The sequence below is a fragment of the Allobosea sp. 117 genome, from assembly GCF_000702305.1.
Classification (GTDB): Bacteria; Pseudomonadota; Alphaproteobacteria; order Rhizobiales; family Xanthobacteraceae; genus Ancylobacter.
In genome coordinates, this window is sequence record NZ_JNLC01000012.1 from 78,601 (window position 1) to 99,601 (window position 21,001).

15 protein-coding genes are annotated in these 21,001 nt (G+C 65.4%); 10 read left to right on the forward strand and 5 right to left on the reverse strand.

Going from position 1 to position 21,001, the window contains the following annotated elements:
- Positions 1–160 precede the first annotated feature (160 nt).
- Entirely contained in the window at positions 161–1,090 is a 930-nt protein-coding gene (locus U742_RS0109550; RefSeq protein ID WP_029352391.1) for a response regulator transcription factor, read from the reverse strand.
- Complete coding sequence (locus tag U742_RS0109555) at positions 1,080–4,469, reverse strand: hybrid sensor histidine kinase/response regulator (RefSeq protein WP_029352394.1); 3,390 nt, start codon at positions 4,467–4,469, stop codon at positions 1,080–1,082. The genes U742_RS0109550 and U742_RS0109555 overlap by 11 nt, the downstream gene beginning before the upstream one ends.
- 463 nt (positions 4,470–4,932) lie before the next feature.
- On the opposite strand from U742_RS0109555, the gene urtA reads away from it, so the two are divergent.
- The 7 genes from urtA (at position 4,933) to U742_RS0109590 (ending at position 11,671) form a co-directional block, all read left to right on the forward strand.
- Positions 4,933–6,207 (forward strand): urea ABC transporter substrate-binding protein, encoded by a 1,275-nt coding sequence (gene urtA, locus U742_RS0109560; protein WP_029352396.1) that lies wholly within the window; start codon positions 4,933–4,935, stop codon positions 6,205–6,207.
- A 95-nt stretch (positions 6,208–6,302) separates the two neighbouring features.
- Positions 6,303–7,229 carry an urea ABC transporter permease subunit UrtB gene (gene urtB / locus U742_RS0109565; RefSeq protein ID WP_029352397.1) on the forward strand — a complete coding sequence of 309 codons (927 nt, stop codon included), beginning with the start codon at positions 6,303–6,305 and terminating at the stop codon, positions 7,227–7,229.
- Positions 7,230–7,239: 10 nt separating this feature from the next.
- Positions 7,240–8,406 (forward strand): urea ABC transporter permease subunit UrtC, encoded by a 1,167-nt coding sequence (gene urtC, locus U742_RS0109570; protein ID WP_029352399.1) that lies wholly within the window; start codon positions 7,240–7,242, stop codon positions 8,404–8,406.
- Between the two features lie 12 nt (positions 8,407–8,418).
- Positions 8,419–9,180, forward strand: coding sequence for an urea ABC transporter ATP-binding protein UrtD (gene urtD / locus U742_RS0109575; protein ID WP_029352401.1), 762 nt, complete (start codon positions 8,419–8,421; stop codon positions 9,178–9,180).
- Between the two features lie 11 nt (positions 9,181–9,191).
- Positions 9,192–9,881 carry an urea ABC transporter ATP-binding subunit UrtE gene (urtE, locus tag U742_RS0109580; protein ID WP_029352403.1) on the forward strand — a complete coding sequence of 230 codons (690 nt, stop codon included), beginning with the start codon at positions 9,192–9,194 and terminating at the stop codon, positions 9,879–9,881.
- Between the two features lie 67 nt (positions 9,882–9,948).
- Entirely contained in the window at positions 9,949–11,187 is a 1,239-nt protein-coding gene (fmdA, locus tag U742_RS0109585) for a formamidase (protein WP_029352405.1), read from the forward strand.
- Positions 11,188–11,305: 118 nt separating this feature from the next.
- Positions 11,306–11,671, forward strand: a complete 366-nt coding sequence (locus U742_RS0109590; RefSeq protein WP_029352408.1) for an FmdB family zinc ribbon protein — start codon at positions 11,306–11,308, stop codon at positions 11,669–11,671.
- Between the two features lie 19 nt (positions 11,672–11,690).
- On the opposite strand, the gene ggt is transcribed toward U742_RS0109590, so the two are convergent.
- On the reverse strand, positions 11,691–13,460 hold the full coding sequence (ggt, locus tag U742_RS0109595; protein ID WP_029352410.1) for a gamma-glutamyltransferase: 1,770 nt from the start codon (positions 13,458–13,460) through the stop codon (positions 11,691–11,693).
- A 446-nt stretch (positions 13,461–13,906) separates the two neighbouring features.
- Here ggt and U742_RS0109600 point away from each other — a divergent pair, with 446 nt between their 5' ends.
- Positions 13,907–14,374, forward strand: a complete 468-nt coding sequence (locus U742_RS0109600) for a YaiI/YqxD family protein (protein WP_029352412.1) — start codon at positions 13,907–13,909, stop codon at positions 14,372–14,374.
- A gap of 48 nt (positions 14,375–14,422) precedes the next feature.
- Here the strand turns inward: U742_RS0109600 and U742_RS22490 are convergent, their stop codons facing one another.
- On the reverse strand, positions 14,423–15,085 hold the full coding sequence (locus U742_RS22490) for a sulfotransferase family 2 domain-containing protein (protein ID WP_029352414.1): 663 nt from the start codon (positions 15,083–15,085) through the stop codon (positions 14,423–14,425).
- A 207-nt stretch (positions 15,086–15,292) separates the two neighbouring features.
- On the opposite strand from U742_RS22490, the gene U742_RS0109610 reads away from it, so the two are divergent.
- Together U742_RS0109610 and U742_RS23190 are read left to right on the forward strand one after the other, a co-directional pair.
- A complete protein-coding gene (locus U742_RS0109610) occupies positions 15,293–16,060 on the forward strand; it encodes a 3-keto-5-aminohexanoate cleavage protein (RefSeq protein WP_029352416.1) in 768 nt (255 codons plus the stop codon).
- A gap of 446 nt (positions 16,061–16,506) precedes the next feature.
- Positions 16,507–18,081, forward strand: a complete 1,575-nt coding sequence (locus U742_RS23190) for a hypothetical protein (RefSeq protein WP_156034183.1) — start codon at positions 16,507–16,509, stop codon at positions 18,079–18,081.
- Positions 18,082–18,135: 54 nt separating this feature from the next.
- Here the strand turns inward: U742_RS23190 and ppc are convergent, their stop codons facing one another.
- Positions 18,136–20,916, reverse strand: a complete 2,781-nt coding sequence (gene ppc / locus U742_RS0109620; RefSeq protein WP_029352420.1) for a phosphoenolpyruvate carboxylase — start codon at positions 20,914–20,916, stop codon at positions 18,136–18,138.
- Positions 20,917–21,001: the final 85 nt, after the last annotated feature.

Sequence of the window (21,001 nt, forward strand, 5' to 3'; positions counted from 1 at the left end):
GGGCAATATTTATGGGCCGGGGCCCATTCCGGGACGGGCGGACGGTCGGCGCCCCTCGCCGGAACGGACCCAAGCAAAAATAGTTTACAATTGGTTTTACGGAACGACAAGAATACGTAACTACCTGCGCGTGCAGGGCGCCAACCGGTGCAGCCTCATATCATTTGGGCGCGAGCGCCCGCACCGCGAGGGCAGTGGCGGCGGCGCGGTTCTCGACGCCGATCTTCGAATAGATCTGTTCGAGATGCTTGTTCACCGTGCGCGGCGACAGGCCGAGAATCTCGCCGATGTCGCGGTTGGCCTTGCCGCGGGCGAGCCAGGTAAGCACCTCCGCCTCGCGCAGCGTCAGGTTGAGCCGCGCCTTGAGTATCTGCTCGGGCGGCAGTCCCTCGTCCTCGACGATGCGCAGGAGGAGCTCGTCCGGGCCGATCTGCCCGACATAGGAAAGCTTGAGGCGGCGCGCCGATCCTTCGAGCGGCACGTCGATCGAATCCGGCTCGGCGCTGGCTTCGCCCCGCCGCCCATCGAGCCAGCGCCGCACCGGCTCGGGCAGGAGAAAGCTGTCGCCCGGCGGCGAGACGGTGATGGCGGTGAGCAGCGCGGTCGCCTGCGGCGTACTCCAGAGCACCCGGCCGGCGCGCGTCGCCGACAACAGGAAGCGGCCCGACGCGTCGAGCGCCGCGCGGGCGGAATGGGTATGGCGGGCATTGGCGAGGTGCACGCGCATACGGGCGATAAGCTCATCGGGCGCGATCGGCTTGGTCACATAATCGACGCCGCCGGCCTCCAGCCCCTTCACGATCTGCTCGGTCTCCGAAAGACCGGTCATGAAGATCACCGGCACATGCGCCACCGCCTTGTTGCGCTTGAGCTGGCGGCAGGTCTCGAAGCCGTCCATGCCGGGCATCACCGCGTCCATCAGGATGACGTCGGGGGTGATGCGCTCGACCAGCGCCAGCGCGTTGGCGCCCTCCACCGCCACCAGCACGGTGGCGCCGGCGGCTTCCAGCGCATCGGTGAGCAGGCTCAGCGTTTCGGGGGAATCGTCCACCACCAGGACGATGTCGCGGCGCTCCATGCTATGCATCATTGCTGCGCAGCGCCCCCAGAACCGCCATGTACTGCTTGAAGTCGAAGGTTTCCATCAGGTCGCGCATGTGGTTGACGAACGCCTCGTAGTCCGGGGAATTTGCCTCGATCTCGCTCAGCTTCGCCTGGATGCCGCGCACATAGCCGATCTCGCCCAGCTTCATCAGGTCGTCGATATGACTGCCCGACGGCGCGTGGATCGCCTGGACGGGCATCGGCGCCGGCTGGCCCGGCACGATGTCCCCCTCGCCGATCCATTCGAGGTCGAGCAGGCTCTGCATCTTCTCCATCAGTCCGCGCAGATGCACCGGCTTGATGATCTGGTCGTCGTGATGGCTGGCATTGGCCGGCTCGCGGATCTCGCCGGCATTGGCCGAGATCATGATGATGCGCAGCTTCGAGAAGCCCTCGTCGCGCAGTTGCCGCGCCACCTCCCAGCCGTTCAGCCCCGGCATGGAGATGTCGAGCAGCAGAAGCTCCGGCTCCCACTGGCGTGTCATGTCGAGCGCGGCGACGCCGTCCGCCGCCGAAAGGACGGTGAAGCCGAGCGGCGCCAAAAGCTCGTGCATGAGGTCGCGATGCGCCTCGTCGTCATCCGCCACCAGCACGGTGCGCCGCGGGCCCGTATAGCCGACGATGCGCCGGTGCTGGATCGGCCCGGTACGGGTCGGGCTGCTGACCTCCGAGAGCATCAGCCGGACGCGGAAGGTGCTGCCCGCGCCCGGCGTCGAGGTGAGCGCGATCTCCCCGCCCATGATCTCGGTCAAAAGCTTGGTGATGGTGAGGCCGAGGCCGATGCCGCTGGTCGAATAGGTGCCGGCTCGCTCCCCCCGCTCGAAGGGCTCGAAGATGCGCTTGTGGTCGGCCGCCGGAATGCCGATGCCGGTGTCCTCCACCTCGAATTCGGCGACCTGGTTGCGATAGGCGACGCGCAGCCCGACGCGTCCCTCATGGGTGAACTTGATAGCGTTGGACAGGAGGTTGATGAGGATCTGCCGTAGCCGCTTCTCGTCGGTGTAGACCACCGCCGGCAGCCGTTCGGGGCGGACATAGACGAAGTCGATGCCCTTGGCGGTCGCCTGCAGGCGGAACATGTCGACGAGCTGGTCGAGGAACTCGCCGATGCGCACCTCGTCGCGGGTGAGGTGCAGCCGCCCGGCCTCGATCTTGGAGATGTCGAGCAGGCCGTCGATGAGGCCGGACAGATGCTCGGCCGAGCGGCGGACCACGCGGATGGCGTCGCGCCGGTGCGGCGGGATCGAAATGTCGCGCTCGAGCAACTGTGCATAGCCGAGAATGGCATTGAGCGGCGTGCGCAGCTCGTGGCTGATGCCGACGACATAGCGGCTCTTGGCGAGGTTGGCAGCCTCCGCCACCTCCTTCGCCTTCTGCAGCTTGGCGTCGGTGCGCTTGTGCGCCTCGATCTCGCGCATCAGCAGCGCGGTCTGGCGCTGGCTCTCCTCCTGCGCGACGCGGCGGCTCTCCTGCGCCAGCACGAACAGCCAGGCGGCGACGCCGGCGATGATCAACAGGATGAAGTAGAGCGTGAAAAGCACCTGGCCGATGGCTTCGCGCCCGACAGCGGGCGCGAAGGTGGCCTGGAAATAGATGACGGCGAGTATCCCGCCGATCACCGTCGCGAGCAGCGACAGCACGCCGAGATAGTGGCCGAGCCGCGAATTGAGGCGCACCACCATCCAGCTCGGCAGCGTCGCCTGCATCACCGCGAGGATCTGGTCGGGGAAGCGCGCATCCTCCTTGCACCGGTCGTGGCAGCGCGCGTCGAGCGAGCAGCACAGCGAGCAGATCGGCCCGGCATAGACCGGGCAATGCGCCATGTCCTCCGGCTCGAACTTGTGCTCGCAGATGCAGCACTTGATGGTGAGGCGCGAGTCCCAGTTCTTGGTGGTGCGCCGGGCGATGTAGTAGCGGCCCTGCGTCGCGAAGGCGATTGCCGCGGCACTCACGAAGGAAGCAACGAGCGCGAGGAACGGCGCGAAGGCCTGCAGCGCCGGCCCCAGGAAGCCGGTGAAGGCGATCGTGCCGATCAGCGTGCCGACGATGACCGCGCCGACCCCAACCGGGTTGATGTCGTAGAGATGCGCCCGCTTGAACTCGATGCCCGGCGGGCTCCAGCCCATCGGCTTGTTGACCACCAGATCGGCGACCAGCGCGGCCACCCACGCCACCGCGACGATGGCGTAGAGCCCGAGGATCTGCTCCAGCACCTTGTAGATGCCGAGCGCCATCAGCATCAGCGCGATGGTGACGTTGAACACCAGCCACACCACCCGCCCCGGATGGCTGTGCGTCAGCCGCGAGAAGAAGTTCGACCAGGCGATCGACCCCGCATAGGAGTTGGTCACGTTGATCTTGAGCTGGGCGAGGATGACGAACACGCCGGTGAAGGCGAGCGCCACCTCCGGCGAGAACACCGTGCGGAACGCCGCCAGATACATCTGTGTCGGCTCGGCGGCATGGACGAACGGCACGCCCTGGGTGAGCGCGAAATAGGCGAGGAAGGAACCGGCGAGCATCTTGATGCCGCCGGGGATGATCCAGCCCGGCCCGGCCGAGAGCAGCGCCACCCACCACAGCGCGTTGCGGGTCGCCTCGCTGCGGCCCGGCGCCCGGCGCGGCAGGAAGCGCAGGAAGTCCACCTGCTCGCCGATCTGCGCCACCAGCGCGAAGATCACGGTGCAGGCCGCACCGAACATGAGCCAGTCGAACGAACCGTCCAACGCGCCGAGGCGGCCGGTATAGGAGGTCCATCCGGCGAAGGAATCGCCGTGATAGACGAGGATGAAGCCGAACGGGATGAGGTTCAGCAGCAGCCAGAACGGCTGGGTCCAGAGCTGGAAGCGGCTGATGAAGGTGATGCCGTGCGTCACCAGCGGGATCACCACCAGCGCGCTGATGAAATAGCCCACCATCAGCGGCACGCCGAAGCACATCTCCAGCGCCAGCGCCATGATCGCCGCCTCGATGGCGAAGAACAGATAGGTGAAGGAGGCGTAGATCAGCGAAGTGACGGTGGAGCCGATATAGCCGAAGCCGGCGCCGCGGGTGAGCAGGTCGATGTCGACGCCGAACTTCGCGGCGTAGTAGCTGATCGGCAGCCCGGCCGCGAAGATGACGACGCACACCGCCAGAATGGCGGCGACCGCGTTTGGAAAGCCGTAGGCGAGCGTGATGGCGCCGCCGATCGCCTCCAGCGCGAGGAAGGACACGGCGCCGAGCGCGGTGTTGGCGACGCGCAGCGCCGACCAGCGCCGCGCGCTCTTCGCGGTGAAGCGCAGCGCGTAGTCCTCGAGTGTCTCGTTGACCACCCACTGATTGTACTGGCGGCGAACACGGACAATCTTCTGTTCCGCAGCCATGACATCTCGCCCCGTCGCCCCGACGCCCGATGTCCTCCCTGGCTGCACGCGTTCCCTGCCCATTTTTTTGATCACCCCGTGGCGCGAGCGTTTCGCCGCCGGCACCGCGCCGAACATAGCGGACCGACCATGCACGAGACGTTCCACCACGCGGTGTGGCAAATATGCGCAATGGCGACAGTCCAGACTGGCCGACGGTCGCGAAGAATTCCGTCTACCGGCCGGACTTTCCGCACTCGCTGCAACATTCGCCTTGGATTTACCGAGCGCGCGCGCGCGAAAAACATGCGTGCACGCGCGATCCCGCACGACATCCTTGTCCGCAACTGTGTGACCGCGGGCCGAAAACCCCTATACGTCAATTGACGTATTGCTGCAGCGCGGCAATCCCGCCCACGATCCTCGCAATACAAGCCAAAATGAAAAGCTTGTTGGGCCACGTCTAACCCGTGGAGGGGATCGCATGTCTTCAAATAACGACAATCATGACAAGTTTTCCGGCACACGTCGCCGGCTTCTACAGGGGATGGCGGCGCTGCCTCTGCTGTCGACGACTTCGCTGTTCTCGGGATCAGCCTTCGCCCAGGCGCCCGCGACCTCGGCCGTGAATACGACGGGGCTTGCGGTTACTGACACCGAAGTCACCGTCGGCATTCTCCATTCCGTCACCGGCACCATGGCGATCTCGGAGACCGGCTCGGTGCAGGCCGAGAAGCTCGCCATCGAGCAGATCAACGCCTCCGGCGGCGTGCTCGGCCGCAAGATCAAGTTCATTCAGGAGGACGGCGCCTCCGACTGGCCGACCTTCGCCGAGAAGGCCAAGAAGCTGCTGGTCAACGACAAGGTTGCGGCGATCATGGGCTGCTGGACCTCGGCCTCGCGCAAGGCGGTGCTGCCGGTGGTCGAGCAGTACAACGGCATGCTCTACTACCCGACCTTCTACGAGGGTCTCGAGCAGTCGAAGAACGTCATCTACACCGGCCAGGAGGCGACCCAGCAGATCCTCGCCGGCCTCGACTGGGTGCAGAAGGAGAAGGGCGGCAAGACCTTCTACCTCATCGGCTCGGACTACATCTGGCCGCGCACCTCGATGAAGATCGCCCGCAAGCACATCGAGGGGCACCTGAAGGACTCTTCGGTGGTGGGCGAGGAATATTTCCCGCTCGGCCACACCCAGTTCAACTCGGTGATCAACAAGATCAAGCTGAAGAAGCCGGACGTGATCTACGCCGCAGTGGTCGGTGGCTCGAACGTCGCCTTCTACAAGCAGCTCAAGGCCGCCGGCATCGACCTCTCCAAGCAGACGCTGCTCACCATCTCGGTGACCGAGGACGAGATCGACGGCATCGGCGGCGAGAACATCGCCGGCGCCTATAGCTGCATGAAGTACTTCCAGTCGCTCGACAACCCGAACAACAAGGAGTTCGTCGCCGCCTTCAAGAAGATGTGGGGCGAGAAGACGGTGATCGGCGACGTGACGCAGGCCGCCTATCTGGGCCCGTGGCTGTGGAAGATGACGGTGGAGAAGGCCGGCTCCTTCGACATCGACAAGATCGCCGAAGCCTCGGCCGGCATCGAGTTCACCAAGGCGCCGGAAGGCTACGTCAAGATCCACCCGAACCACCACCTGTGGTCCAAGACCCGCGTCGGCCAGGCGCAGCTCGACGGCCAGTTCAAGGTGGTGTTCGAGACCGCCAATCTCATCGAGCCCGATCCGTTCCCCAAGGGCTACCAGTGACCGCCTGAGCTCCCGCCCGGAGAGGACGGCCACGTCCTCTCCGGGTCCTCGTGTCGTGAAGACCGCGCGGGCACGCGCATGTCGGGGGATTCGTGATGTTTTCTGATTATTCGCTGGCCGAACTCGGCTCGATCTTCGTGATGCAGGGCTTCGCCGGGCTCATCCTGTTTTCCGTCTTCGTGCTCATGGCGCTCGGCCTCGCCATCATCTTCGGACAGATGGGCGTCATCAACATGGCGCATGGCGAGTTCATGATCCTCGGCGCCTATGTCACCTATTTCACGTCACAGTTCTTCCTGAACTACCTGCCGGGCCTGTTCGGCATCTACTTCTTCATCGCGATGATCCTCGCCTTCATCGCCGCCGGCGCGCTCGGCATGGCGGTGGAATGGCTGATGATCCGAAGGCTCTACAAGCGCCCCCTCGACACGCTGCTCGCCACCTGGGGCCTCAGCCTCATCCTCCAGCAGATCTACCGCTCGGTGTTTGGCCCGCGCGAGGTCGGCGTCGAGCTGCCGGGCTGGATGATGGGCTCGCTGCCCGTAACCGATTCCATCGAGATGCAGATCAACGGCCTGTTCGTCATGGGCCTGACCATCTGCATCACCATCGCGGTGGCGCTGCTGATGTACCGCTCCAACTGGGGCATCCAGGTGCGCGCCGTCGTGCAGAACCGCATCATGGCGGGCGCGGTGGGCATCAACACCGAGAAGGTGGACCGCTACACCTTCGGCCTCGGCTGCGGCATCGCCGGCGTCGCCGGCTCCGCCTTCACCATGATCGGCTCGACCGGGCCGACCTCCGGCCAGCTCTACATCGTCGACACCTTCCTGGTCGTCGTGTTCGGCGGCGCGCAGAGCCTGCTCGGCACCATCGCCTCCGCCTTCACCATCTCGCAGGCCCAGTCGACCCTGGAGTTCTTCCTCTCCGGCTCGATGGCCAAGGTCCTCACGCTGCTCGGGGTGGTCATCATCCTGATGCTGCGGCCCCAGGGCCTGTTCGTCATCAAGGTCCGGCGTTGAGGAGGCGCACATGACCCAATCCGGCCGCACCTTCTTCCTGCGCCCCCGAGACATGATCGGGATCGTCATCCTCGCCTTCCTGCTGATCGTCGTGCTGCCCCTGACGCTCGACAATTTCCGCCTGCAGTTCGTCGGCAAGTACCTCACCTACGCCTTCGTGGCGCTCGGCCTCGTGCTGTGCTGGGGCTATGCCGGCATCCTCTCGCTCGGCCAGGGCGTGTTCTTCGGCCTCGGCGGCTACTGCATGGCGATGTTCCTGAAGCTGGAGGCCTCCAGCGTCGCGAACACCAAGATCCAGACCACGCCGGGCATCCCGGACTTCATGGACTGGAACCAGATCACCGCCCTGCCCTGGTTCTGGGAGCCGTTCCGCAGCTTCCCGTTCACCGTGCTCGCCGTGGTGCTGGTGCCGGCGATCTTCGCCTTCATCGTCGGCTTCGCCCTGTTCAAGCGGCGGGTGGGCGGCGTCTACTTCGCCATTATCACCCAGGCGCTCGCGGCGATCATGACCATCCTGATCGTCGGCCAGCAGGGCTACACCGGCGGCATCAACGGCATCACCGACCTACGCACGCTGAACGGCTGGGACATCCGCACCGACAGCGCCAAGACGGTGCTCTACTTCGTCTGCGTCGGCCTGCTCATCGCCTGCATCCTGATCGCCTATTTCGTGAAGTCGTCCAAGCTCGGCCGCATCCTCGTCGCCATGCGCGACAAGGAGGACCGCGTCCGCTTCTCGGGCTACGACGTCTCGAACTTCAAGGTGTTCGTGTTCTGCCTGGCGGCATCGCTGTCGGCGATCGGCGGGGCGATGTTCACCCTGCAGGTCGGCTTCATGTCGCCCTCCTTCGTCGGCATCGTGCCCTCGATCGAGATGGTCATCTACACCGCGGTCGGCGGGCGCCTGTCCATCCTCGGCGCCATCTACGGCACGCTGCTGGTCAACTGGGCGAAGACCTCCTTCTCCGAGACCTTCCCCGAGCTCTGGCTGCTCGGCCTCGGCGGCCTGTTCATCGCGGTGGTCCTCGCCTTCCCGAACGGCATCGCCGGTCTCTGGCAGACCTATGTCGCCCCGCGCCTCGGCCCGCTGTTCAGCGACGCCGTGAAGCGCCGCGACGCCACCCCGCCCGCGACGCCCCCGGCCTCCGGGCCGGTGGCGCCCGCCGCTGCCGAGTGAGGAGAGCACGCCATGAACGTCATCACCGACCAGATGAACAAGGACTTCGTGCTCGCGGTCGAAGGGCTCACCGTCTCCTTCGACGGCTTCAAGGCGGTCAACGACCTGTCCTTCTACGTCGACGAGAATGAGATCCGCGTGATCATCGGCCCGAACGGCGCCGGCAAGACCACGGTGCTCGATCTCATCTGCGGGCGCACCAAGGCGACCAACGGCTCGATCCGGTTCAAGAGCCAGGAACTCACCAAGATGAAGGAGCACGAGATCGTGCGCGCCGGCGTCGGCCGCAAGTTCCAGAACCCCTCCATCTATGAGGACCTGACGGTCTTCGAGAATCTGGAGATCTCCTACCCCAAGGGCCGCTCGGTGTTCGGCGCGCTCGCCTTCCGCCGCGACGCCCCGGTGAAGGAGCGGGTGCAGGAGATCGCCGAGACCATCTTCCTCGCCGACCAGCTCGACCAGCGCGCCGAATATCTCTCGCATGGCCAGAAGCAGTGGCTGGAGATCGGCATGCTGCTCATCCAGGACCCCGAGCTGCTGATGCTCGACGAGCCGGTGGCCGGCATGAGCGTGTCCGAGCGCAAGAAGACCGCCGAGCTGCTCAACACCATCATCAAGGACCGCTCGGTGATCGTCATCGAGCACGACATGAAGTTCGTCGAGGACATCGCCCACAAGGTGACGGTGCTGCACCAGGGCAAGATCCTCTCGGAAGGCTCGATGGCCAAGGTCCAGGCGGACCCGAAGGTCGTCGAGGTCTATCTCGGCCATTGAGGAGGCGCGCGATGCTGAACGTATCCCACCTGCACGTCTCCTACGGCGAGAGCGAGGTGCTGCACGGGCTCGACTTCAAGGTCGCGCCCAACGAGATCGTCGCCATCATGGGCCGCAACGGCATGGGCAAGACCACGCTCATGAAGTCGCTCATGGGCATCGTGCCGACCAAGAGCGGCGCGGTGTCGATCGGCGACACCGACATCACCAAATTGAAGAGCTATGAGCGCGTCGCCAACGGCATCGCCTATGTGCCGCAGGGCCGCATGATCTTCTCCACCATGACGGTGCAGGAGAACATCGAGACCGGGCTGATCCCGCGTGGCGCCTCGAAGGTGCCGCCGGACCTCTACGAGCTGTTCCCTGTGTTGCTGGAGATGAAGGGCCGTCGCGGCGGCAACCTCTCCGGCGGCCAGCAGCAGCAGCTCGCCATCGCCCGCGCGCTCGCCACCGAGCCCAAGGTGCTCCTGCTCGACGAACCGACCGAGGGCATCCAGCCCTCCATCATCCGCGAGATGGCGCGCACGCTGAAGCGCATCCGCGACGAGCGCGGCCTGTCCATCGTGGTGTCCGAGCAGGTGCTCTCCTTCGCCCTCGACATCGCCGACCGGGTGCTGGTGCTGGAGAACGGGGAGATCGTCCACGAAGACGCCCGCGCCGATGTCGACGAGGCGAAGGTCGCGAAATTCCTGTCCGTCTGAAGACGCGTGCCGGCGGGGTCCGCCGGAGCGTGACGTTCGTTGCAGCCCAAGGGGAACGGAGTGCGCAATGCCTGAAACACTGATCTCGGTCGATCTGTCCAAGCCGGCCACGGAGAACGAGTACCTCCACAATCGCTGGCACCCCGACATCCCGATCGCCACCTGGGTGGAGCCGGGCGCCGACTTCATCGTCGAAACCGTCGACTGGACCGGCGGCGCCATCGCCAACAACGATTCCGCCGACGACATCCGCGACGTCGACCTCTCCACCGTGCACTATCTGTCCGGCCCGATCGGCGTGAAGGGCGCCGAGCCGGGCGATCTCCTGGTCGTCGACATCCTCGACGCCGGCACGCTCAAAGGTCACGAATGGGGCTTCAACGGCTTCTTCTCGAAGAAGAACGGCGGCGGCTTCCTGACCGACCACTTCCCGCTCGCCCAGAAGTCGATCTGGCATTACGAGGGCATGTTCACCCGCTCGCGCCACGTGCCCGGCGTCGGCTTCGCCGGCCTCATCCATCCCGGCCTGATCGGCACCCTGCCCTCGCAGAAGCTGCTCGACACCTGGAACGCCCGCGAGCAGGCGCTGATCGACACCAACCCGACCCGCGTGCCCCCGCTCGCCAACCCGCCCGCGCCGAAGACCGCGCATCTCGGCAAGCTCGGCAAGGGCACCGATGCCTATGCCAAGGTCGCCTCCGAGGGTGCCCGCACCGTGCCGCCGCGCGAGCACGGCGGCAATTGCGACATCAAGGACCTGTCGCGCGGCTCGAAGATCTACTTCCCGGTCTATGTGCCCGGCGCCGGCCTCTCCATGGGCGACATGCACTTCTCCCAGGGCGACGGCGAAATCACCTTCTGCGGCGCCATCGAGATGTTCGGCGCGTGGCTGCACATCAAGGTCTCGCTGATCAAGGACGGCATGGCGCTGTACGGGATCAAGAACCCGATCTTCAAGCCCTCGCCGATCACCCCGAACTACAAGGACTACCTGATCTTCGAGGGCATCTCGGTCGACGAGAGCGGCACGCAGCATTACCTCGACGCCAACGTCGCCTATCGGCAGGCCTGCCTCAACGCCATCGAGTACCTGAAGAAGTTCGGCTATTCAGGCGCGCAGGCGCACTCGATCCTCGGCGTCGCGCCGGTGCAGGGCCATTTCTCGGGCGTGGTCGACATTCCGAACTCCTGCGCCACGCTGTGGCTGCCGACCGAGATCTTCGACTTCGACATCAAGCCGTCGGCGGCCGGCCCGACCAAGTTCATCGACGGCTCCATCGACATGCCGATTTCGCCGGACCTTTGACCCCCGCTTAAGTCCGGCGTCGCGGGGCGGCCCACATGCCGTCCCGCCCCCATCGAGGAAACGCCCAGGGACGGTGCTCCACACCGTCCCTCAAAACAACGACCCGAGGAATCCGGCCATGCCCGTCTACGAGTACATGTGCGAGAGCTGCGGCGACTTCACCGAACTGCGGCCGATGAGCGAGTACCAGGATCCGCAGCCCTGCCCGGATTGCGGCGCCGCCTCGCCCCGCGTGCTGCTGACCGCGCCGCATTTCACCGCGATGTCGCGCGAGCGCATGATCGCCCATTCGACCAATGAGAGCGCGCGCCACGCGCCGATGAGCATCGACGGCTACAAGGAAAAGCAGGAGCGCGCCAAGCACGCCGCCGGATGCTCCTGCTGCTCCGGCATGCAGAGCCGGACCAAGAAGAACCGCACGGCGACCTCGAAGAGTGGCGCCAAGAGCTTCCCCTCGGCACGCCCCTGGATGATCAGCCACTAGCCACCGGCGTGCTTCCTCATCACTCCCCGATCGCCAGACCTTCGCGGCGCGGATCGGCGGCGCCGGTCAGCCCGTCCGGCGCGATGAGCACCGCCTGCACGCCCGATGTCATCTCGGCGCTGGTCACCGGAAAGCCGAGCTGCTTCAGCTCCGGCACCAGCGCCTCCGCGGAACTGCCCTTCTCGACCTCCACCGCATCGAAACGCGCCAGCACGTTGGGCGCGGCGATCGCCTGCTCGATCGGCAGGCCCCAGTCGAGATGGGCGATCAGCGTCTTCGCCACATAGCCGATGATCTGGCTGCCGCCCGGCGAGCCGAGCGCCAGCACCGGCGCGCCGTCCTTCATCACGATGGTCGGCGCCATGGAGGAACGCGGCCGCTTGCCGGGCTCGACCCGGTTGGCGACCGGCACGCCGTCGACCTGGCTGCGGAAGGAGAAGTCGGTCAGCTCGTTGTTGAGCAGGAAGCCGCCGGCCATCAGCCGCGAGCCGAAGCCGTTCTCGATGGTCGTGGTCATGGAGAGCACATTGCCGTCGGCATCGACGATGGAGATCTGGCTGGTCGAGGGCAGCTCGATCGCCCCGCCATCGGCGTAGCGCGGCGGCGCCTCGAGGCCGGCATGGCTCCATTTCGGCTGTCCCGGCACGACCTCAGGTAGCGCGTCGTCGCCCTTCAGCAGCGTCGCCCGCGCGGCGAGATAGTCCGGCGCGATCAGGCCCTTGGTCGGCATCGGCACGAAATCGGCATCGGCCATGTAGCGGCCGCGATCGGCGAAGGCGAGGCGGGAAGCGTCGGCGATCAGCCGCCACGCCTCGGGCGAGGTCGGCCCCAGAGCCTTGAGGTCGAAGCCCTGCAGCATGCCGAGGATCTGCCCGAGGGTCAGCGCGCCCGAGCTCGGCGGCCCCATGCCGCAGACGTCATAGCCGCGATAGGGCGCGCAGACCGGCATGCGCTCCTTGACCCGGTAATTCGCGAGGTCCGAAAGCCGCATCACGCCGCGATTGCCCGGCGCCCGGCGCACCGTGTTCACGATGCCGCGCGCCAGCGGGCCGGTATAGAAGGCGTCAGCCCCGTTCTCGGCGAGGTGGCGCAGCGTGCGCCCATAGGCGGGGTTCTTCAGGATGTCGCCGGCGACGAGCGGCGTCCCGTCGGCATGGAAGAAATAGCCGCGCGTACCCGGAAAGCGCTTCAGCCCTTCGCCCTCGGCGGCGATCAGCCCGGCGAGGCGCGGCGAGACGGGAAAGCCGGCCTCGGCCAGTTGGATCGCCGGGGCGAAGAGCCGCCGCCATGCCAGCTTGCCGTAGCGCCGGTGCGCGGTCTCCAGCAGGCGCGGCGTGCCCGGCACGCCCACCGAGCGCCCACCGATCACCGCATCCATGAAGGCGAGCGGCTCGCCTTTCGCATTCTGGAACAGGGTCGGCGTCGCCGCCGCCGGCGCCGTCTCGCGCCCGTCGAAGGTGGTGAGCCGCTTGGCCGCATTGTCCCAGTAGACCAGGAAGGCGCCGCCGCCGAGGCCGGAGGACTGCGGCTCGACGAGGCCGAGCACGAGCTGCACCGCCACCATGGCGTCGACCGCGCCGCCGCCCGCACGCAGCACGGCGGCCCCCGCCTCGGCGGCCAGCGGGTTCGCCGCGGCGACCATCCAGCGCTTCGCGTGGACGGCGGGCCTGGCGGCGATCGCGCCCGCCCGCTCCGGCGCCAGGGCGTCGGATGCCTGCTGCGCCGGCGCGGAACCCACGGCGAGCGCAAGGAGAAGGGCCGTCAGACCCGCACGCACGACGCCTCGCATCGAAGGAACTCCCTCTTCGCAGTGCACAAATCGTCTCACATCGTAACCGGATTTGAACAAAACTCACCCGGAGAGGGGTGACGAATCACTCAGATCACGTAAACTCGTAGTCGTTCTCAACAATCGAAAGGAGGTGATCCTGTGTCTATCAGTCTTGACACGCGGTCGGAGGTGACCGCGACGAGGATACTCGCCTCCTGCGAGGTTCTGGTCGCGTAGAGCGCATTGCCGCTGCGTCATCGACGCTGGCTCCATTCGGATGATGTCGTCCGAACAGGAAACGAATGCTCCGGCGATAGCCGGGACAGGATCGTTGCGTGAAGTGCTTTGCCTTCGCGCGGGCAGTCGTCGGGATGCCAACCGGGCCGGACCGCGGTCTGACATTGGGAAGGGCTGCTCGCAAGGGCAGCCCTTCTTGCTATGAAGGACGCCCTGGAGGCGCCCCCTTGAAACCGATCACCATCTATATCGACGCCGACGCCTGCCCGGTGAAGGACGAGACCTACCGCGTCGCCGGCCGCCATGGGCTGCGCACGGTCGTCGTCGCCAACAGCTACATCGCCCTTCCCCGTGATGAGCTCATCGAACGCGCGCTGGTCGGCGCCGGAGCCGACAAGGCGGACGATTTCATCGCCGAGCACGCCGGCGCAGGCGACGTCGTCATCACCGCCGACGTGCCGCTGGCCGCCCGCTGCGTGGCGACGGGTGCCGAGGTGCTGGCGCCGAACGGCACCGCCTTCACCGCCTCGTCCATCGGCATGCAGCTCGCCACCCGCAACCTGATGCAGGAGCTGCGCGAGACCGGCACCGTCACCGGCGGCCCGCGCCCCTTCGCCCCGCGCGACCGCTCGAATTTCCTGCAGGCGCTGGAACGCACCGTGGTCCGGCTGAAGCGCAGGGGCGGCACCGCCTGACGATGCCGGAGCGGACCAGACCGCGGCCGGGCATCTCGGCGGCGGCGTTCAGCCGATCATCTCGTAGCCGAAGATGCGGAAATCGCGCTCATAGATCCGGTTGACGATCGCGATCGACGCCGGCGTCAGATAGTCCTGGAACGAGCCGGCCATCGGGCGGCTGTTGCGGTGCCTCGCGCCCCGCAGTTTCAGCGCCAAATCCGGACGCAGCAGGCGCAGCGCCTCCAGGCACTGCGGATAATCCTCGATCTTCATGACGAGATCGACATATCTCTTCGTTCCCAGATAAGCGAAGTCGACCTGTCGGACGAAATGCCGGAAATCGAAGGTCCACCCGTCCACCATATCGCCGGTCATGCCGCCGATCAGCTCGTTTAGGCTGCGCACATAGCCTTCCCGGCCATCCTCCGTGTCATGGGTGGCATAGAGCGCGTCGCGGGTTTCGTTGAAGGCGGAGATGATGCGCGAATAGGGGTTTCGCACGAACATGAACGAGAAATAATCGTCGAACAGCGCGAAGTAGTCCGGGTATTCGTCCTTCAGGATCGACAGCGGCAGATGCGCCTTGTCGATCGTCTTGCCGTCCTTCTCGTCATACAGCCAGAAGAAGTCGCCGGTGGTGTCGAAAGCACGCAGCGCCCGCCGGACCGAGGTGCCGCCGCATTTCGGATTATGGACGAAAATAAAGCGCTTACGCGTACTGACGATCATCGGTCGGTTCGGCGCCGCCCCCAAGATGCAGGATGACCAAGGTTAGGACAGAACCGGTCCGCTCCACAACGAAGCGCGGCCGCGCAAGACGCGACGGCGCCCCGAAGATTGAACTGCGCGATGCTACGACTGCAACGAAACGGCGCCGCACGGGATTAAGCTTGCTGAATTGAAAGCTCGCTGGGTTAACGCGGACAGGAGAACACCATGCTGCAGGCCTGCCTCAACGGTTCCCGCGACAAGGACTTCCATCCGCAAACGCCGGTCACGCCTGCCGAGCTGGCGGCGGATGCGAGGCGCGTGGTGGCGGCCGGCGCTGCCGAGCTGCATTTCCACCCGCGCGACGCGGACGGCGCCGAGACACTCGATGCCGCCCATGTCGCCGCCGCCATAAAGGCGGTGCGCGCCGCCGTGCCCGGCACACCGATCGGCCTCTCCACCCACGCCGGCATCGCCCCCCGCGGCAGGGGACGGCTCAAGACCGTCGAGGCCTGGACGGTGAAGCCCGACTACGTCTCGGTGAACCTCGTCGAGGAGGACGCACCGCAGATGATCGCACTGGCGCTGGACAAGGGCATCGGCGTCGAGGCGGGGCTGTGGTCGGTCGCCGACGCCGAGCGCCTCATAGCGCTGCCGCGGGCGCACGACTGCCTGCGCATCCTCATCGAGATCAACGAACAGGACATCGCGCAGGGGCTGGAGGTCGCCGCCGCCATCCGCACGCTGCTGGCCGGCGCCAATCTCGATCTGCCCATCCTCCAGCACGGCTTCGACGCGAGCGTCTGGCCGCTCTACGAGGACGCGCTGCTGCGCCAGCTCGACACCCGCATCGGATTGGAGGATGGCCGCCACCTTCCGGACGGCACGCCCGCCGCCGACAATGCCGCGCTGATCACCGCCGCGCTACGCCTGGCGCGCCTCGCTCCCAACCTGCCGCCGGAAGCGGCCGCTCCCACGCGGGCCACCCGGAATTGAGCCGGCGGCCGACCGCCCCCGCCGCCTTCAGCTTCGCTTACGCGCGGACACCGATCTCGGGCCGGCCCGCTGATCCCGGCATATTTTTCGGGCATCGGCGCGCTGCAAGGCTTTACCGCATCTTGATTTGCGGCAGCAACCCGTCAGACTTGCTCGACTTCACTTCGCAACTCCACACGGATGCGACACTGCGGCGAACAGCCCGCCCGACGATCCGCCGAACCCCTCGCATGACATCCGCGGAGACCCGCAAGCCATGACGAAAGCGACGTGGATTTCCGGGCTGGCAAGGCGCGGCTCGCCATCCGAATATTTCGGATGTCATCCAGAGCGCATGACCGGCGATATGTACCATGGCAACACGACGTGATATTTCATTAGTATATAATGATAATTTGAGAAATATATACTATCGAGCATGCTTCATATGCCTGTGCATACTTGCGATGATTGCATCCGCCAATGCACAAACTCCACCCGCGCCGGGAAACATCAACGCTCCATTCGAAGGTCGCTGGGGCGGCTCATATGCCTGCAACGAAACAGAAAAGCATGTTTCCTTGAGCGTCATATCGAACGGCACCAGCCTTGACGCCACGATGATCAGCTTTGGACTATCCGATGACGGGCGGCTGAAGGTCGACAGAGCTCGCGCGACGATCGCGCCGGAATCCGGAAACGCTGCTTACTCGATAACATCGGATTCCCCGGACATACCGATATTCAAAGGTCGATTCGGACTTGGCAACGGCACGTTCCGCGGCGATATGAACACCTCGGGCTGCACTTATTTTTCTTTTCGTCGCATGTCGGCTGACGAACAGAAGATCTATGAAACGTCGGCTGAATCCCGATTGAGAAAAGCGGCGCAGAGCAAAACAAATCTTGCCAAAGCAATCACGAACAATACATCGACACCATTGACCGAAGACCAGATTCTGAACTATCTCCCTCGCCATAAGAACTATCAAGGCGATATCGTCGCAAGCTTTGAAGACGCCTATGCGCCGTGCGAGGAAGCGCCCCGCAATCTCAGTGGTTTCAAGATTGAATCTTGCCTTATATTCTATCATTTTTATAAAACACGAAGCACAATATCGATCAGAAATATAATCGATAAGAATGATTCCTGTGTCGAATTCATAGATTTCTATAACTCATATATCGTTTATGACCTGAGAGGTGGCCGGAAAAGCGCGCTTCTTTCCGTGAGTCCGGCGAGCTGCCGAGCGGTCGCGGAAGTATACAAGCGCAACGGTCAGGAAAAGCCGTGGCGATACTGCATCGATGACGATCTGAAACGCAATCCGGACGCCATAGCGACCTGCGGCGCGGGGGCTCCGCTCGGAAGCGACGCCCTTCGCGCGGCATGGGCGAAGGCGGCAGACCAATGCGCTGCGACGAACGGTGCCGAGTTGATCGGCAATATCCGCGACCTCCAGTACAAGACATTTGACCGCGAGGACGTTCTAATCTCGTGCGACACGGTGCTCGACATTGCTCAGAGGGTGGGCGCGATCGCGCCGGCCGACGCGGCGCGCCACAGACGGTCACTGGCCGAGATGATCGGCCGCCGCCCACCGAGCGATTTCGAGATCGACGAGCTGTATCGGGCCGCCTTTGGCCGAACCTATGACTGCTCCGTCAATGGCGCCGAAACATGCAATATTCATCGCCCCAGAAAGGCCGTCGACAGGGCCGCGATTCAGCTCGGCAACGATATGGCCAAGCTCTTCGCCGATGCTTTCGCGGAAGCCTCGAGCATCAGCAAGACGCCGAATCTCGGGCCGACTGTGACCGAGATTCATTTGGGTGTTCGGTACGTCGGGAATACGAAATGCCGAACTCTCAGTCCATCGTCCTATTCATGCGTGTTCGTCGTTACGCGCACATGCGCGATCGCCGCCCAGACGAGGGAATTGTCGATTCTGTATCGACCGCTCATTTGTCCAAAATTTCTTGTGCCTGCGATATATGAATGGTCATTTTCTTGGGATGGTGATCGCATCGTGGCGCAATAGCCTCGCGACCGAGGCGCAACGCCGTGCACAGCCTTACCAGGCGCGTCGCCTGCCTCACCCCGAATTCCGCAACCCCGCCGAGATGCCGTTGATGGTGAGCTGGATGCCCTGCAGCACCTTCTCGTCGGTGTCGTTGGCGCGGTACTTGCGCAATAGCCCGACCTGCACGTGGTTGAGCGGATCGATATAGGGGAAGCGGTAGCGGATCGAGCGGTCGAGCACCGGGTTGGCGGCGAGCAGCTTCGGCTGCTGGGAGATCGTCAGCAGCGCGTCGATCGAGTCGTGATACTCGGTGCGGATGCGCCCGAAGATGCTCTCGCGCAGCTCCACGTCCTCGACGAGTTGCGCATAGCGCGAGGCGATGGCGATCGAGCTCTTCGACAGCACCATGTCCATGTTGGAGAGCTGGGTGCGGAAGAAGGGCCACTCGCGATACATCTCCTGCAGCAGCGGCAGCCCGTCCGGGTGCTTGGCGAGCCATGCCTTGACCGCAGCGCCGAAGCCATACCAGCCGGGCAGCATCAGCCGGCACTGCGCCCAGGAGAACACCCACGGAATGGCGCGCAGGTCCTCGATCCGCCGCGTCTTCTTGCGCGAGGCCGGGCGCGAGCCGATGTTCAGCGTCGCGATCTCGTTGATGACGGTGGATTCCCAGAAATAGTCCTCGAAGCGCGGCGTCTCGTAGACGAGCCCGCGATAGGCGCTGAACGCGGCGTCGGAAAGCTCCTCCATCACGGTGAGATATTCGTCGCGCGGCGCCTTGGCGTCGCCCGAGAGCAGCGTCGCCTCCAGCGTCGCGGCGGCGAGGATCTCGAGATTGCCGCGCCCGACGCTCGGATTGGCGTATTTCGAGGAGATGATCTCGCCCTGCTCGGTGATGCGGATGGCGCCCTGCACCGCCCCGCCCGGCTGGGCGAGGATGGCGTCGTAGCTCGGCCCGCCACCGCGCCCGACCGAGCCGCCGCGGCCATGGAACAGCCTGAGCCTGACGCCATGGCGCTTGAAAACCTCGATCAGCTCGATCTCGGCCTTGTAGAGCTCCCAGCCGGAGGTGACGAAGCCGCCGTCCTTGTTGCTGTCGGAATAGCCGAGCATCACCTCCTGCATGGAGCCGCGGCTGTCGACCAGCCTGCGATATTCCGGCAGGCGGAACATCTGCTCCATCACCCGGGCGGCGTTGCGCAGGTCCTCGATGGTCTCGAACAGCGGCACGATGTTCACCGCGCTCGTCCCGGCCGGGTCGACGAGGCCGACCTCCTTCAGGAGCAGCGCCAGCTCCAGCATGTCCGAGACGCCCTCGGCCTTGGAGATGATGCAGGTCTGGATCGCCTCGGGGCCGAAAAGCTGGTGGATGCGCGCGCAGGTGCGCAGCATCGCCATCTCGCCCAGCGTCTCCTCCGAGTACTTAGCGAAGGGCGAGGTCAGCGGACGCGCCGTCGCCAGCTCGCGCAGCAGCATGGAGACGCGCGTGCCTTCCGGCAGGCCCTTGTAGTTGGTGCCGGGCGCGGCGACCTCGAACAGCTCGGCGACGCAGCGCTCGTGCACGTCGGAGTTCTGGCGCGAGTCGAGGATGGCGAGATGGAAGCCGAAGCAGTCGACCGCGCGGCGCAGGTGCCGCAGCTTGCCGCGCGCGATGGCCGCCGACTTGTGCATGCGCAGCGAGCGGTCGATCACGTCGAGATCGGCCTTCAGCTCGGCGGCGCTCTCGTAGGGCACCGCCGCCGGCTTGTAGGCGATGCCGACCAGATCGGCGATCTCCAGGCGGAAGGCGGTGGCCTTCAGCCGCGCCGCGATGGTGGTGGTGGCGAGGCGATAGGGCTCATTGCGCCGGTGCGGCGAGGGATCGGGCGAACTGTCGACGAGGGCGAGCAACTCCTCGGAGACATGCACGCGGATGGTGCTGATGGAGAGCTCGGCGCCGAGCGCGGAGAGCTCGTCGAGATAGAACTTCACCGCCACCGCGGATTGCAGGCGCATGGTCTGCGCCGTCACCTCGGCGGTGACGAAGGGATTGCCGTCGCGGTCGCCGCCGATCCAGCTACCGGTGCGCAGGAAACGACCGACCGCCGGTCCCTCCCCATGGCCCTCGATCGCCGCCAGCCGGTCCTCCAGCGCCGCATAAAGCTTCGGCAGTTCGCGCAGAAAGGTGCTCTCGTAATAGGAGAGCCCGTTCGCCACCTCGTCGAGCACCGTCAGCTTGGTCTTGCGCAGCAGGTTGGTCTGCCACAGCGTCAGCACCCGGCGGCGCAGCTCGTCGGCGCCGCTCTCCAGCTCCTCGGGCGTCGGGTCGATCCGCTCGCGCTCGGCCAGCAGCTCGGCGATGCGCGATTCGTGGGTCATGGTGGAGCGTCGGCGCACCTCGGTCGGATGCGCGGTCAGCACCGGGCTCGCCAGCGCCGTCTCGAAGAACTTGCGCAGCTCGGCCGTCGGGATGCCGCTCTCGCGGGCATGCCCGAGCGCGTGGGTGAGCGTGCCGGGGCGCAGCTCCCCGTTCGCCGCGGCGGTGCGGTTGCGGCGGATGACGTGCTGGTCCTCGGCGATGTTGGCGAGGTGCGAGAAATAGCTGAAGGCCCGCACGATGGTGATGATCTGATCCGGCGGCAGGTCGGCGAGGATCGCTTCCAGCTCGTGGCGCGCGCCTTCGTCCTCCTCGCGGTGAAAGCGCGTCGAGAAGCGGCGGATGCGCTCGACGAGCTCGAACATCGCCTCGCCTTCCTGATCGCGCAGCGTGTCGCCGAGCACCCGCCCGAGCATGCGGATGTCGTCGCGCAGCGAGATGTCGAGGTCGTGCTCGTTCTCAGGAATCGACTGCGCGACGTGGAGGGCGAGTGACATGGCTGGAACGCTCCGCTGACCGAAATCAACATAGCAATTAGCATGCCGTCGACGACAGCGATGCCACCCTCGCTGCGGCAGATCG